The following is a 12,310-nucleotide window of genomic DNA, read 5'->3' on the forward strand; positions in this document are numbered from 1 at the left end:
CCAGGCTCAGCGCCGCTGGCGCTGAGCCTGGCCCAACGGCAGCGCTGTGCCAACAGGCGCAGCTGCGGCGGGCGGGAGAGGCTGGCCATCCGGGAACGGTTTCAAAACGCGGAGCTGCGGGCGGCTTTGCCGCAGCTGTAAACGTCAAAGCTGCGGGCAATCATCCGGGCCGTGGCGAGGCTGTCGCGGGGCCGCGCAAAATGGTCAATGCCGACCTCCCGGTAGCCATCCCGCAGGAACAGCCGGCGGGCGGTGGCGAACAGCGCCAGCCCGCCTCGGGCGTTGGCAGCGTGGCCGGGCGGATCATGCTTTGCCGCCCCGCCATCCAGGGCACATGGGCATAGCCATAGACCGCCACCCGGTCCGGGGTCAGGGACGCCAGCTGTTGCACGTTTTCGCTCACCCGCGCCGCTGTCTGATGCGGCAGCCGAACAGGATAGCGGCATCGAGGCTGGCAATCCCATGGGCGCGCAGCTGCTCAATGGCTGCCCGGGTGGCCTCGAAGCTCTGGATGCGGCCGATCGCTTCCTGAATGCTGCTGTCGAAATCCTGCACCCCGACCAAGGCACGGGTCATGCCGGCTTCAGCCAGCGCCTCCGGCCGCCGATCTCATTCGGGTCGGTTTCAACCAGGAACTGCGCCCCTGGGGCGAGCGGAAAGGCCGCTGTGACCGCGCTGGCCAGATCGCGGATCAGTTCGGCCCTCAGGATCGTCGGGGTGCCGCCGCCCCACTGCAGATGCGGCAGGGTCACGCCCTCCGGCAGCTGCAGTGGGGCGGCGCGATCCCGGCCTTCAGAACCTGAACATAGGCTTCCACCGGCGCGTCCGACCGGCTGCCCTGGGTGCGGACGGCGCAGAACCAGCACAGTTTGCGGCAGAATGGCACATGCACGTAGAGTGAAATACTGCTGCCGGGGCGGACCTTTGACACCCAATCGGAAATCCGCACGGGATCCACCGCGTGTCCGGAATGCGCCGCGGGCGGGTAGCTTTTATAGCGCGGCACTTTGGCGTCGAATAATCCGAGCCTGGCCAATTGAGGTTTCCGGTCCATTCCTTTAGCTTTAGGCAGGCCAGCCCAGACCAGCCTTGGCCCAGATCAACGGGGATCCCCTGATGAACGCTCCAGCATTGTCACCGGCCAGATGCGGCGACTGCCCGATCCGCCACCGCGCCGTCTGCGCGCGCTGCGACGCGGATGAGCTGAATGAGCTGGATGCGATCAAATACTACCGCACCTATGAGGCCGGCCAGCCGATCATCTGGGCCGGCGACGTGATGACCTTTGTCGGCTCGGTTGTGTCAGGCATTGCCACCTTGACCCAGACGATGGAGGACGGGCGCACCCAGATGGTGGGCCTGCTGCTGCCCAGCGATTTTGTCGGCCGGCCGGGCCGCGAAGGCGCGGCTTATGATGTGGCTGCGACCACTGATGTGGTGATGTGCTGCTTCCGCAGGAAGCCGTTTGAAGAGCTGATGGAGCGCACCCCGCATATCGCCCACCGGCTGCTGCAAATGACGCTGGACGAGCTGGACGCAGCCCGAGAGTGGATGCTGGTGCTGGGCCGCAAGACCGCGCGCGAGAAGATTGCCAGCCTGCTGTCGATCATTGCCCGCCGCGATGCCTCGCTGACACGGCGCGGCGCCACCAGCCGGATGGTGTTCGACCTGCCGCTGACCCGCGAGGCGATGGCGGATTACCTGGGCCTGACGCTGGAAACCGTCAGCCGCCAGATTTCGGCCCTGAAACGGGACGGGGTCATCGAGCTGGAAGGCAAGCGCCACGTCACGGTGCCTGATATGCACCGGCTGATGGAAGAAGCCGGCGACGACAGCGACGGCGTTTTCCTCGGCTGAGTCCGCATTTCCCTGCAATGCCCTAGCCGTTTTCAACCAGCCAGCGCGCCACCCGCGCCGCAGCGCTGCGCCGGCCGGGGGCGCGCAGGCTCCACAGCCGCAAGTCCCGTGGCAAGGCTGGCCGGGATGTCAAACGGCGCCACCAGAGCCCGATGCCCGATCAGGACCCCGGCGCCATTGACGGCCTGCTCAACCGCCAGCGCATAGAGCGAGTATTGCGGCCTTCTCAGGTGCAGCCCCTGCCCGGGGCAGGAGGATTGCAGCCAATGGTCCCAATCCTGCGCCCAGACCGCGTCTGACAGGCAGGGCACATCTTGCAGGTCCGCCGGTTCGTGCAGCTGCTGCGCCAGCGCAGGGGCGCAGAGCGGAAAGATCACGTCCTGTTCGATCGCAGTGCCCTGATCGCCGCCATAGAACAGGCAAAGATCATAAGGCGTGCGCTTGAGGTTCGGCGGCTCTTCGGTTGCGGTGATCGAAACCTCGGTGTCCGGCATCGCCGCGCGCAGGGCAGGCAGGCGCGGCGACAGCCAGTATTGCGCGATTGCGGGCAGGGTGGCGATATGCACGGTGCCGGGCTGCGCGTCTTCGCGCAGATGGCGGACCGCGGCGTTCATTTGGTCAAAGGCCGCAGTGAACTGCGGCAGCACCCGCGCGCCCAGTGCGGTGAGGGCCACCTGTTTCGGGCGGCGGTCGAACAGTGGCGCCTGCATTGCGTCCTCCAGCGATTTGATCTGGGCCGAAACCGCGCCGGGGGTCACGCCCAGCTCCTGCGCGGCGGCGTCAAACCCGCCCAGCCGCGCGGCGGCCACAAACGCGCGCAGGGCGGTCAGGGGCAGGGATTTGGCAGGGGGCGGGGAAACAGCCATGGCTTAGCCTCAATTTTTCTAACCCTAGTTTTCTGCAAATCTGATTTGCGGGCAGGGGGGGGAGGAGCGCTTTGATCGGCAGCAGCAGAGATTGTCCGCCAAGGCGCGACGCAGACAGGCCATGCCAGACCTTGCCCGCCGCCACTGGGTGCCGGCCCCGTGCGAGGATTACGTGCAGAGGGCGGCCGCGATGACCGCCGCTGCCGGCAGCGCAGCGACCGCTGCCCGGCTGAGCGCGCTGGCGGCGCGCAACAGGGACATCCATGACCGCGACTGTTTCAACCTGAACCCGGCCACCAACGTGATGAACCCGGCAGCAGAGGCTTTGCTGGCCAGCGAGCTCGGCAGCCGACCGTCGCTGGGCTATCCAAGCGGCAAATACGAGATGGGGCAGGAAGCGGCCGAGGAGATCGAAGTCATCGCAGCGGAACTGGCCGCACAGGTGTTCAAGGCGCGTTATGCGGAGATCCGGGTGGGGTCCGGCGCGCTGGCGAAGCTCTACGGGTTCATGGCGCTGGCCCGGCCGGGCGATGCCATCATCGCGCCGCCTGCCGCGGCGGGCGGCCATGTGACCCATCACGCGGGCGGGCTGTGCCGGGCTGTACGGGCTGCGGACCCATCCGGCGCCGGTGGATGCGGATGGATACACGGTTGATCTGGACGCGCTGCGCGATCTGGCGCGGCAGGTGCGGTCCAAGCTGATCACCATTGGCGGCAGCCTCAACCTGTTCCCGCATCTGATGACGATGAGCACCTGCAAAAGCCTGGGCGGCCCGGCTGGCGGGCTGATCGTCACCAATGAGGCTGATATCGCCGCGCGGCTGGATGCCATCGCCTTTCCCGGCATGACCGCCAATTTCGACGCGGCCAAATCAGCGGCGCTGGCGATGAGCCTGCTGGACTGGGTGGATCACGGCGCTGAATACGCCCGCGCGATGGCGGATCTGTCGCTGGCGCTGGCGCAGGCCCTGGCCGGACTGGGGCTGCCGGTATTTGCCCGGGCGCTGGGATGACGCAGTCGCATCAGTTCGCACTGGAAGCCGTGGGGTACGGCGGCGGCCAGGCGGCGTCAAAGCAGTTGCGCAAGGCCGGGTTCCTGGCCTGCGGTATCGGACTGCCGGTGGCGGAGGGGCCCGGCGTCATGAACGGGTTGCGGATCGGCACCCCGGAACTGGTGCGCGGCGGGGTCAAACCAAGGCACGCGCCGCAGCTGGCAGAGCTGACCGCCCGCGGCTTGCGAGCAGAGGATCCGGCCGCGCTGGCGGCGGAAACCGCAGAGGTCCGCGCGGTCTTCCCGGGGATGCACTACATCCGCCAGGGTTAAGGCTGGAAACCCGGGGCGGTGCCCCGCCCAACGGGAGGAGGCCTTTCGCCAGGAAGGGCGGACGACGGGCGGGAGCGGCACCGGCTGGCCGCGCGTTCCGGCAGGCCCTTTGAAGCCTGCAGGTGACCTGACGCTGCGGTTGTGGTCTACTGGTGCCATTACAGCGAACGGAGGCGGAAATGCAGTTTGGAAGCTTGATCGGGATGCTGATCGTCGGGGCGCTGGCCGGCTGGCTGTCCGGCAAGATCATGCAAGGGCGCGGTTTTGGCATCCTTGGCAATATCATCGTCGGCGTGGTTGGCGCCTTTCTGGCGGGCCTGATCTTTCCGGCGCTGGGGTTTGCTGCCGGCGGCGGCTTTTTCTGGTCGCTGATCCATGCCACCATCGGTGCGGTGATCCTGCTGTTCCTGATCGGCCTGATCCGCAGGGCCGGCTGAAGCGCAGGGGCAGCCGACTGAAAAAGGCGCCCTTGAGGGCGCCCTTTTTTTGACCGGCGGGGGCAAGCCTGACCGGGCCGTCAATGCGCCATCAGCACCGGCACCGTGGCCTGCTCCAGCATGTTGCGGGTGGCACCGCCAAGGATCGCTTCGCGGAAGCGGGAATGGCCGTAGGCGCCCATCACGATCAGATCGGCGTCGGTGTCTGCCGCATAGCGGATCAGCACGTCCGACACCCGGGTCAGCGTCTTGCTGAGCACATCGATTTCGCACGTGGCCCCGTGACGGGACAGCATCTGCGCCAGCAGGCCGCCGGGGTCGGAGCGTTCCGGCCCGTGCTGCGGCGGGTCGATCACGGCGATGCGCACCAGATCGGCGCCGGTCAGGAACGGCATCGCCCTGCGGATCGCGGTCATCGCCTCGATGCTTTCGTTCCAGGCCACCAGAACAGTTTTGGGCCGCCGCATCGGCGCGGCTTCGGCGGGCACCACCAGCACCGGGGCGCGGCCTTCGAACAGGGCGGCTTCGACAATCGGTTCGGCCTCGGCGCGCGTGCCCGGGCCATAAGGCTTGCCGAGCACCACCAGATCGGAAAACCGGGCCTGGCGCGCCACATGGCGGCCGAGGTCCGCGATCTGCGCCACGCCGCTGTCGGTGCCATAGGGCACCCCTGCCTGCTGCAGTGCCGCTTCTGCCTGGGCCTTAACCTGTTCAGCTTCTTCCTGGGCGCGGACCAGGGTTTCCTGCAGCACCAAGGCATTGGCGCCTGCGTAATAGTATCCTGTCTGAGTGCGGTCGACACCAAGGCAGAACGCATCGGCATGGGCGCCGAAGTCTTCGGCCAGGGCCGTAATCTGCGCCAAAGGCGCCGCTGCCGTTTCTGTAGCTGTGAGAATGGTAAGCAAGGACTTGTAGGACATTGGCACCTCCCGGCAGATGATGCGGCGCAGCCCGGATGGCTGCGGTGCAGAGATTTTCGATACACAGGCAGAAGTGTCACATGTTGCTCGAACATGTCTTGATGCAGATCAAGGCAGCAAAGATGCGGCTTCTGCATGAAGGGCGCGGTCTAATAACGTCCCCGTATCGGCAGGATTCGCGGGGGCATGGTGAAGGGACGCAAGATGTCTAACTATATCAAGCTGATTGCGCTTGGTCTGGTCACGCTGTTTGCGATGATCGGTTCCAATTACGCGCGGGATCTGGCTTACCAGGTGCATGCGATCATCGTGATGATCGTGGCCGGCGGCCTGTTTCTATATACTTTGCGCCAGACCAACGAGCCGGAACCGGCAGTTGCTGGCCTGGAAAATGAGTATTTCGACAGTGTGATCCGCGCTGGTGCAATTGCCACCGCAGCCTGGGGCGTGGTCGGGTTTCTGGCCGGGACCTTCATTGCGTTCCAACTGGCCTTTCCGGCGCTGAATTTCGAGTGGGCGCAAGGGTTTGCCAATTTCGGCCGCCTGCGTCCGCTGCACACCTCGGCAGTGATCTTTGCCTTTGGCGGCAACGCGCTGATCGCGACCTCCTTTTATGTGGTGCAGCGGACTTCGGCGGCGCGGCTGTGGGGCGGCAATCTGGCGTGGTTCGTGTTCTGGGGCTACCAGCTGTTCATCGTGCTGGCGGCAACCGGCTATCTGTTCGGCTCGACCCAGTCCAAGGAATATGCGGAGCCGGAATGGCACGTCGACCTGTGGCTGACCGTGGTCTGGGTGGCCTATCTGGCGGTATTCCTGGGCACCATCATCAAGCGCAAGGAGCCGCATATCTATGTGGCGAACTGGTTCTACCTGGCGTTCATCGTGACCGTGGCGATGCTGCATCTGGTCAACAACATGGCGCTGCCGGTGTCGGTCTGGGGCTCCAAGTCGGTGATCGTCTGGCCGGGCGTGCAGGACGCGATGATCCAGTGGTGGTACGGCCACAACGCCGTGGGCTTTTTCCTGACTGCGGGCTTCCTGGGGATGATGTATTACTTCATCCCGAAACAGGCCGAGCGTCCGGTGTTCAGCTACAAGCTGTCGATCATCCACTTCTGGGCGCTGATCTTCCTCTATATCTGGGCCGGTCCGCACCACCTGCATTACACCGCGCTGCCGGACTGGGCCTCGACCCTGGGCATGGTGATGTCGATCATCCTGTGGATGCCCAGCTGGGGCGGCATGATCAACGGCCTGATGACCCTGTCGGGCGCCTGGGACAAGCTGCGCACCGATCCGGTGATCCGGATGATGGTGATCTCTCTGGGCTTTTACGGCATGTCCACATTCGAGGGTCCGATGATGTCGATCCGCGCAGTGAACTCGCTGTCGCACTACACCGACTGGACCATCGGCCACGTGCACTCCGGGGCGCTGGGCTGGAACGGCATGATCACCTTTGGCGCTCTCTACTATCTGGTGCCGGTGCTGTGGAAGCGGGAACGCTTGTATTCGCTGAGCCTGGTCAGCTGGCACTTCTGGCTCGCCACCATCGGGATCATCTTCTACGCGGCTTCGATGTGGGTGACCGGTATCATGGAAGGCCTGATGTGGCGTGAAGTGGATGCCAACGGCTTCCTGGTGAACTCCTTTGCCGACACCGTGGCAGCGAAGTTCTGGCCCTACATCGGCCGGGCCCTTGGCGGGGTGATGTTCCTCACCGGCTCTATCATCATGTGCTACAACCTGTGGATGACGGTCCGTAAGGCGCCGGCCAAAGAGGCCAGCCTGACGGTTCCGGTTCCGGCTGAATAAGGAGCCAGGAAGCAATGTCTATTCTCGACAAACACAAGATCCTCGAGACCAACGCGACCCTGCTGCTGATCTTCAGCTTCCTGGTTGTGACCATCGGAGGCCTGGTGCAGATCGCACCGCTGTTCTACCTGGAAAACACCATCGAGAAGGTGGAGGGCATGCGCCCCTACACCCCGCTGGAGCTGGCCGGCCGCGACATCTACATCCGCGAGGGCTGCTATGTCTGCCACAGCCAGATGATCCGTCCGATGCGGGACGAGGTCGAACGCTACGGCCACTACTCGCTGGCGGCGGAATCGATGTATGACCGGCCGTTCCAGTGGGGGTCCAAGCGGACCGGGCCGGACCTGGCCCGCGTCGGCGGCCGCTACTCGGACGAATGGCATGTGGACCACCTGCGCAACCCGCAGGCGGTGGTGCCGGAATCGGTGATGCCGAAATACGGCTTCCTGGAGCGTAAGCGGATCGATGGGAGATACATCGGCGACGTGATGGCGACCAACGCGCTGCTGGGCACCCCCTACACGGACGCGATGGTCGAGGCCGCGCAGGCCGACTTCCGCGCCCAGGCCGATCCCGACAGCGATTATGACGGGCTGCTGGAGCGTTACGGCGAGAAGGTCAACGTGCGCAACTTCGACGGCCAGCCCGGGGTGTCCGAGGCCGATGCGCTGATCGCCTATCTGCAGATGATGGGCACGCTGGTCGATTTCTCGACCTTCACCCCGGACGCGAGCCGGTAAGGAGGCAAAGATGGAATTCTATACGCTCCTCAGGCAATTCGCGGACAGCTGGATGCTGCTGTTCCTGTTCACCTTCTTCATCGGCGTTGTGGTCTGGGCGTTCCGCCCGGGCAGCACCAAGGTCTACAAGGACACCGCCGACATCCCGTTCCGGCATGACGATGCACCGGCGCCCCGGGAAGATGCAGCCAAACCCGCCGGGACCAAGGAGGCGAGGGCATGAGCAAGAAATCGCAAAAGTTCGAAGGCGATCCGAACACCACCGGCCATGAGTGGGACGGGATCGAGGAATTCGACAACCCGATGCCGCGCTGGTGGCTGTGGACCTTCTATGCCACCATCATCTGGGGGGTGCTTTACACCGTGGCCTATCCGGCCTGGCCGCTGATCAACGGCGCCACTGCCGGGGTGCTGGGCTGGTCGACCCGGGCTGATGTGGCGGCGGAGATCCTGGCGGTGGAAGAGGCCAACGCGCCGGTCAATGCCAAGCTGGAAGCGGCTGAGCTGACTGCCATAGCAGGTGATGCCGGGCTGAACGCCTATGCGGTGTCGGCGGGGTCCGCCGTGTTCAAGACCTGGTGCGCCCAGTGCCACGGCTCGGGTGCGGCGGGTGCCAAGGGCTATCCGAACCTGCTTGATGACGACTGGCTTTGGGGCGGGTCGGTGGAGGAAATCCACGCCACCATCAACCACGGCATCCGCAATGAGGACAGCGACGATGCGCGCTATTCCGAGATGCCTGCCTTCGGCCGTGACGGATTGCTTGAGAAAGAAGAGATCTCCCAGGTGGTGAACTACGTGATGTCGCTGTCGGGCGCGCCGCAGGATTCTGCCCAGGTTGCGGCCGGATCGGTTGTTTTTGCCGGCAACTGCGCCTCCTGCCACGCCGGGGACGGCACCGGCGACCGCAGCCAGGGCGCGCCGAACCTGGCCGATGCGATCTGGCTGTACGGCGGCGATTACGCCACCCTGACCGAGACCGTGACCAATGCGCGCTATGGCGTGATGCCGGCCTGGAACACCCGCCTGACCGAGGCGGAGATCCGCGCGGTATCCTCCTATGTCCATCAGCTGGGCGGCGGCGAGTAAGCCGGATCCGGTTTCACAAGACGCGGAAAGGGCTGCCCTGCGGGCGGCCCTTTTTCATGGATGAGTCTCCCTGGGGTTGATCTCAGTTCGGTTTTTCGGCATCGTCCGCATTATTTGATCAAATTATTGCGGGGCTGGATATGGGTGAAGAACACATAGGATTGGAGCAGGCGGTTGCAGCAAACCGCCTTGCCTGGGACGATTCGGCGCGGCTGCATCAGGGCAATGCTCTGTGGCAGGAACTGACCGCGGGATTTGCCCGGACAGGGTATTCGGCGTTTGACGCAACGATGACCCGGACGCTGGAAGGGCTTGAGCTTCAGGGTCTTTCAGGGGTTCAGGCCGGCTGCAACAATGGACGCGAGACGCTGTCTCTGGCCGCCTTCGGTGCGGAGCGTTGCCTGGGGATAGATCATTCGGCGGAGTTCCTGAAGCAGGCGGAGATCCTGAAAGGCATCGCCCGATCGGATTGTGAATTCCTATGCGCTGATATCTATGACCTGCCATCCGGCATCCGGTGCGATTTTGATTTTGCTGTGATCACCATCGGCGTGCTGAACTGGATGCCCGACCTGGACCGGTTTTTCCAGGCGGTGGCCGGGCTGTTGCGGCCGGGCGGGCGGCTGGTGATTTACGAAACGCACCCGGTGCTGGAGATGTTCGAGCCAACATCGAAACAGCCGCATCTGCCGGCCTATTCCTATTTCAGCGAGGCGCCGGCGGTGGTGGAGCAGGCAATCACCTATGACGGCAGCACACAATCCGCACCGCCGTCTTACTGGTTCAGCTATAAGATGAGCGATATCGTTATGGGGCTGATTCATGCAGGGATGGATATCACCCGGTTCGAGGAATATCCGCATTCCAACCGGGAAGCAGAGTTCGACGTCTACCAGAACCGGCAGGCGCAGCTGCCGATGAGCTTTACAATGGTAGCAGGCAAGACAGCAGAATGAGGTGCCGCAGGCGGGTACAGGCCTCAGCCCATCGACGTCGCCGAGCTGCGTTTGCGGGCGCGGGCGGCGTCGGTGTTGGCGCTCCACCAGGCGATACCGCCCCACAGCAGCACGTAGAAAATGCCGGTTCCCAGCACCAGTTCGCCGGGGAAGGGGCCGATGTCGGCCCGGTCCAGCACCTGCTGCCAGGATTGCACCCCGGCGGGATGCACCGCCAGCTTGCCGCCATAGGCCATTGACTGGATCAGCAGGATCCAGAAGTAATTGCGCCGGATCCGCCGCCCGATCGCGGTCATCACGCCGACATGGTATTCGGGGCGCAGATAGTCGGCGGCCAGCACATCCTGCCAGTGCTTTTCCAGATGCAGATCGCCCTCGATCAGCATCGGGGTGTAGAAATGCGTTTCCATCCAGCGGGCGCGGGCGCGGAACACGTTGAAATAGCGGTAGCGGCGCGCCTCCAGCATCAGGAAGAAGATGATCAGCACCCCCACCAGGATCAGCGGCAGCGGCGAGGCGTTGGGGGAGGAAAAGGAAATCGACAGAGCCACGCCCAGGGTGACCACCGACCAGTTGGTGGTGGTGTCCAGGCGGGTGCGCCAGACCGTGCTGCGGTAGATCTCCCCCCGGTACAAATGCGCCAGGGCGCCGATTTCGGCCGACGTCAGCGGTGCGCGGTTTTCGGCGGCTGTCTGTTCAGTCTTTGCTGTTGCCATAAAGGCGAGGGTAGAATTTTTACCGGAACCGGGCAAATATTTTGCGCCTTTTTGATCGGTGTCAAATTTTGCCGGCGGCAAACCGGGTAAAACCGCAGATGACAGAGATTGCTGCTGGGCTGAACAGCCCTTCTGGGCAGCATGAAATCCCGCAAGGCCGACGTGCAGGCTGAACGGGTCATGCGCCGGTTTTCCGATCTGTTCGCGCGTTTCCTGGAAAACCGGCGCTTTTTCTGTCTTCCCGTGTGGTCAGGGGTCAGATGCTCTGCGGATGAATGCAGCGCGTTTTCGGCGGCTTGGCAGTCAGCCAGCGCATCAGCCGGGTGAACCTGCCTGCGGGGCGGGACAGGGGGGCGGGCGCAGGCAGATCCCGCAGCCTTACACAGTCCTGCCGCGTGGCGGCCATCATCGAGCGGGCGTAGATATCGATCAGCATTTCAGTGCCTCCTATCCTGGCGTCTGGGGATTATGCTTGCCTGAAACGGTGATTCTTGCGAGTTAAGAAAAATCGCTTCATGTAAGGCAGGATTACATATGGACTGGCTGAGCTTGCCGCCGTTGACAGCGCTGAGGGCCTTTGCCGCCTTTGCCGAAACAGGAAATGTGGTGCAGGCGGGGGCAGCTTTGAATGTCAGCCACGCTGCCATCAGCCAGCAGCTGCGCGGGCTGGAGGCGCATCTGGGGGCTGCGCTGCTGGACCGCAGCGGCAGGGCGCTGGCGCTGACAGCGGACGGGGAGCATCTGGCCCGTGCGCTGCATCTGGGGTTCGGCGCGATCGAGGCCGCGGTGCAGGAGATATCCGCTGCAGGGGCCGCCCGGCCGCTGCATGTGACCTGCACGCCGATGTTTGCCGCGCACTGGCTGATGCCGCGGCTGGCCGGGTTCCAGGCGGAGCATCCGGAGATCGATCTGGTGCTGGATCCGCGCGGCGAGCTTGCCGAGCTGAAGCCGGGCGGGATCGACATCGCCATCCGCTATGGCGACGGCAACTGGCCGGGGCTGGTGGCGGAGATGCTGCTGCAATCTCCGATGGTGGTGATTGCGGCGGACAGTCTACTGGACGGGCGGCAGGTGACCGCCCCGGAGGATTTGCTGGATCTGCCCTGGCTGGAGGAGCTGGGCACCTCGGAGGCCTCGCGCTGGCTGGAATCGCGCGGTGTCACCGGGGTGCTGCGCGGGCCGCGCACCCGGCTGCCCGGCAATCTGCTGATGCAGGCGGTGCGGGCGGGCCAGGGGGTGGCGGTCAGCGTGCGGGAGTTTGTTGCCGAGGATCTGCACAGCGGGCGGCTGCTGGAGCTGTTCACCGAAGGCGCAGACCGGGGCTATCATATCGCCACCCGCCCCGGCGTGCTGCGCCCGGAGGCGCGCCGGTTGACCGGCTGGCTGCGGCGGCAGCGGGCAGAGCGGTGAAACCGGCGGCCTGCTGGCGGAAATCCTCCTTGCAGCGCCGCATCGCTGCGCTGCGGCAACTTGCCTCTGGCGGCACCGGGCGGGCAGGCATAGGTGGCGGGTTGCCTTCACGATGCGCCTGAGCGGGCCGGAAACATGATTGTGCGATGCGCTTTTTGATCCACGTCAATGTTCCGG

The 12,310-nt window shown here is 64.6% G+C and carries 16 protein-coding genes and 1 pseudogene; 9 read left to right on the forward strand and 8 right to left on the reverse strand.

Translation table 11 applies throughout. The annotated features are described in order from the left end of the window. Positions 1–101: 101 nt before the first annotated feature. Genes METH_RS25230 through METH_RS25245 form a run of 4 tightly spaced genes read right to left on the reverse strand, consistent with a single transcriptional unit; the run spans position 102 to position 1,054 of the window. A complete protein-coding gene (locus METH_RS25230) occupies positions 102–446 on the reverse strand; it encodes a hypothetical protein (RefSeq protein ID WP_342667069.1) in 345 nt (114 codons plus the stop codon). Next, positions 400–576, reverse strand: coding sequence for a hypothetical protein (locus METH_RS25235; protein WP_024088842.1), 177 nt, complete (start codon positions 574–576; stop codon positions 400–402). Before METH_RS25235 ends, METH_RS25230 begins: the two co-directional genes overlap by 47 nt. Next, entirely contained in the window at positions 573–752 is a 180-nt protein-coding gene (locus METH_RS25240; RefSeq protein WP_024088843.1) for a hypothetical protein, read from the reverse strand. Before METH_RS25240 ends, METH_RS25235 begins: the two co-directional genes overlap by 4 nt. Then, positions 749–1,054, reverse strand: coding sequence for an oxygen-independent coproporphyrinogen III oxidase (locus METH_RS25245; protein WP_342667070.1), 306 nt, complete (start codon positions 1,052–1,054; stop codon positions 749–751). The genes METH_RS25240 and METH_RS25245 overlap by 4 nt, the downstream gene beginning before the upstream one ends. 62 nt (positions 1,055–1,116) lie before the next feature. Here METH_RS25245 and fnrL point away from each other — a divergent pair, with 62 nt between their 5' ends. Next, a complete protein-coding gene (fnrL, locus tag METH_RS02585) occupies positions 1,117–1,857 on the forward strand; it encodes a transcriptional regulator FnrL (protein WP_024088845.1) in 741 nt (246 codons plus the stop codon). A 32-nt stretch (positions 1,858–1,889) separates the two neighbouring features. Here fnrL and METH_RS02590 read toward each other — a convergent pair whose 3' ends face one another. Further along, positions 1,890–2,723 carry a LysR family transcriptional regulator gene (locus tag METH_RS02590; RefSeq protein WP_024088846.1) on the reverse strand — a complete coding sequence of 278 codons (834 nt, stop codon included), beginning with the start codon at positions 2,721–2,723 and terminating at the stop codon, positions 1,890–1,892. A 121-nt stretch (positions 2,724–2,844) separates the two neighbouring features. On the opposite strand from METH_RS02590, the pseudogene METH_RS02595 reads away from it, so the two are divergent. Both METH_RS02595 and METH_RS02600 read left to right on the forward strand, forming a co-directional pair. Next, a pseudogene (locus tag METH_RS02595) lies at positions 2,845–4,047 on the forward strand (serine hydroxymethyltransferase). A 179-nt stretch (positions 4,048–4,226) separates the two neighbouring features. Next, on the forward strand, positions 4,227–4,484 hold the full coding sequence (locus tag METH_RS02600; RefSeq protein ID WP_024088850.1) for a GlsB/YeaQ/YmgE family stress response membrane protein: 258 nt from the start codon (positions 4,227–4,229) through the stop codon (positions 4,482–4,484). An 80-nt stretch (positions 4,485–4,564) separates the two neighbouring features. Here METH_RS02600 and METH_RS02605 read toward each other — a convergent pair whose 3' ends face one another. Further along, positions 4,565–5,404: a universal stress protein gene (locus tag METH_RS02605; RefSeq protein ID WP_024088851.1), complete on the reverse strand. Its 840-nt coding sequence runs from the start codon at positions 5,402–5,404 to the stop codon at positions 4,565–4,567. Between the two features lie 204 nt (positions 5,405–5,608). Between METH_RS02605 and ccoN the strand changes: the two genes are divergently transcribed. The 5 genes from ccoN (at position 5,609) to METH_RS02630 (ending at position 10,007) form a co-directional block, all read left to right on the forward strand. Beyond that, on the forward strand, positions 5,609–7,219 hold the full coding sequence (ccoN, locus tag METH_RS02610; protein ID WP_024088852.1) for a cytochrome-c oxidase, cbb3-type subunit I: 1,611 nt from the start codon (positions 5,609–5,611) through the stop codon (positions 7,217–7,219). 14 nt (positions 7,220–7,233) lie between these two features. Then, a complete protein-coding gene (ccoO, locus tag METH_RS02615) occupies positions 7,234–7,962 on the forward strand; it encodes a cytochrome-c oxidase, cbb3-type subunit II (protein WP_024088853.1) in 729 nt (242 codons plus the stop codon). Positions 7,963–7,972: 10 nt separating this feature from the next. Then, a complete protein-coding gene (locus METH_RS02620) occupies positions 7,973–8,185 on the forward strand; it encodes a CcoQ/FixQ family Cbb3-type cytochrome c oxidase assembly chaperone (protein ID WP_024088854.1) in 213 nt (70 codons plus the stop codon). Continuing rightward, a complete protein-coding gene (gene ccoP, locus METH_RS02625) occupies positions 8,182–9,051 on the forward strand; it encodes a cytochrome-c oxidase, cbb3-type subunit III (RefSeq protein WP_024088855.1) in 870 nt (289 codons plus the stop codon). Before METH_RS02620 ends, ccoP begins: the two co-directional genes overlap by 4 nt. A 140-nt stretch (positions 9,052–9,191) precedes the next feature. Next, positions 9,192–10,007, forward strand: coding sequence for a class I SAM-dependent methyltransferase (locus METH_RS02630; RefSeq protein ID WP_024088856.1), 816 nt, complete (start codon positions 9,192–9,194; stop codon positions 10,005–10,007). Between the two features lie 23 nt (positions 10,008–10,030). On the opposite strand, the gene METH_RS02635 is transcribed toward METH_RS02630, so the two are convergent. Then, positions 10,031–10,723, reverse strand: a complete 693-nt coding sequence (locus METH_RS02635) for a DUF2270 domain-containing protein (RefSeq protein ID WP_044008309.1) — start codon at positions 10,721–10,723, stop codon at positions 10,031–10,033. 256 nt (positions 10,724–10,979) lie between these two features. Continuing rightward, positions 10,980–11,159 carry a hypothetical protein gene (locus tag METH_RS02640; protein ID WP_024088858.1) on the reverse strand — a complete coding sequence of 60 codons (180 nt, stop codon included), beginning with the start codon at positions 11,157–11,159 and terminating at the stop codon, positions 10,980–10,982. A 98-nt stretch (positions 11,160–11,257) separates the two neighbouring features. Between METH_RS02640 and METH_RS02645 the strand changes: the two genes are divergently transcribed. Further along, positions 11,258–12,133, forward strand: coding sequence for a LysR family transcriptional regulator (locus METH_RS02645; RefSeq protein WP_024088859.1), 876 nt, complete (start codon positions 11,258–11,260; stop codon positions 12,131–12,133). The last annotated feature ends 177 nt before the right edge of the window (positions 12,134–12,310 follow it).

Origin of the sequence: Leisingera methylohalidivorans DSM 14336 (assembly GCF_000511355.1) — a bacterium.
GTDB lineage: Bacteria > Pseudomonadota > Alphaproteobacteria > Rhodobacterales > Rhodobacteraceae > Leisingera > Leisingera methylohalidivorans.

Bases quoted from the DNA above. Each gene is read 5' to 3' on its own strand.
- ccoP (WP_024088855.1), top strand. From the start codon at position 8,182: ATGAGCAAGAAATCGCAAAAGTTCGAAGGCGATCCGAACACCACCGGC.
- ccoO (WP_024088853.1), top strand. From the start codon at position 7,234: ATGTCTATTCTCGACAAACACAAGATCCTCGAGACCAACGCGACCCTG.
- ccoN (WP_024088852.1), top strand. From the start codon at position 5,609: ATGTCTAACTATATCAAGCTGATTGCGCTTGGTCTGGTCACGCTGTTT.
- METH_RS02600 (WP_024088850.1), top strand. From the start codon at position 4,227: ATGCAGTTTGGAAGCTTGATCGGGATGCTGATCGTCGGGGCGCTGGCC.
- METH_RS25235 (WP_024088842.1), bottom strand. From the start codon at position 576: ATGACCCGTGCCTTGGTCGGGGTGCAGGATTTCGACAGCAGCATTCAG.
- METH_RS02620 (WP_024088854.1), top strand. From the start codon at position 7,973: ATGGAATTCTATACGCTCCTCAGGCAATTCGCGGACAGCTGGATGCTG.
- METH_RS02630 (WP_024088856.1), top strand. From the start codon at position 9,192: ATGGGTGAAGAACACATAGGATTGGAGCAGGCGGTTGCAGCAAACCGC.
- METH_RS02645 (WP_024088859.1), top strand. From the start codon at position 11,258: ATGGACTGGCTGAGCTTGCCGCCGTTGACAGCGCTGAGGGCCTTTGCC.
- METH_RS02590 (WP_024088846.1), bottom strand. From the start codon at position 2,723: ATGGCTGTTTCCCCGCCCCCTGCCAAATCCCTGCCCCTGACCGCCCTG.
- METH_RS02635 (WP_044008309.1), bottom strand. From the start codon at position 10,723: ATGGCAACAGCAAAGACTGAACAGACAGCCGCCGAAAACCGCGCACCG.
- METH_RS02640 (WP_024088858.1), bottom strand. From the start codon at position 11,159: ATGCTGATCGATATCTACGCCCGCTCGATGATGGCCGCCACGCGGCAG.
- METH_RS25230 (WP_342667069.1), bottom strand. From the start codon at position 446: ATGCCGCTATCCTGTTCGGCTGCCGCATCAGACAGCGGCGCGGGTGAG.
- METH_RS25245 (WP_342667070.1), bottom strand. From the start codon at position 1,054: ATGGACCGGAAACCTCAATTGGCCAGGCTCGGATTATTCGACGCCAAA.
- METH_RS02605 (WP_024088851.1), bottom strand. From the start codon at position 5,404: ATGTCCTACAAGTCCTTGCTTACCATTCTCACAGCTACAGAAACGGCA.
- fnrL (WP_024088845.1), top strand. From the start codon at position 1,117: ATGAACGCTCCAGCATTGTCACCGGCCAGATGCGGCGACTGCCCGATC.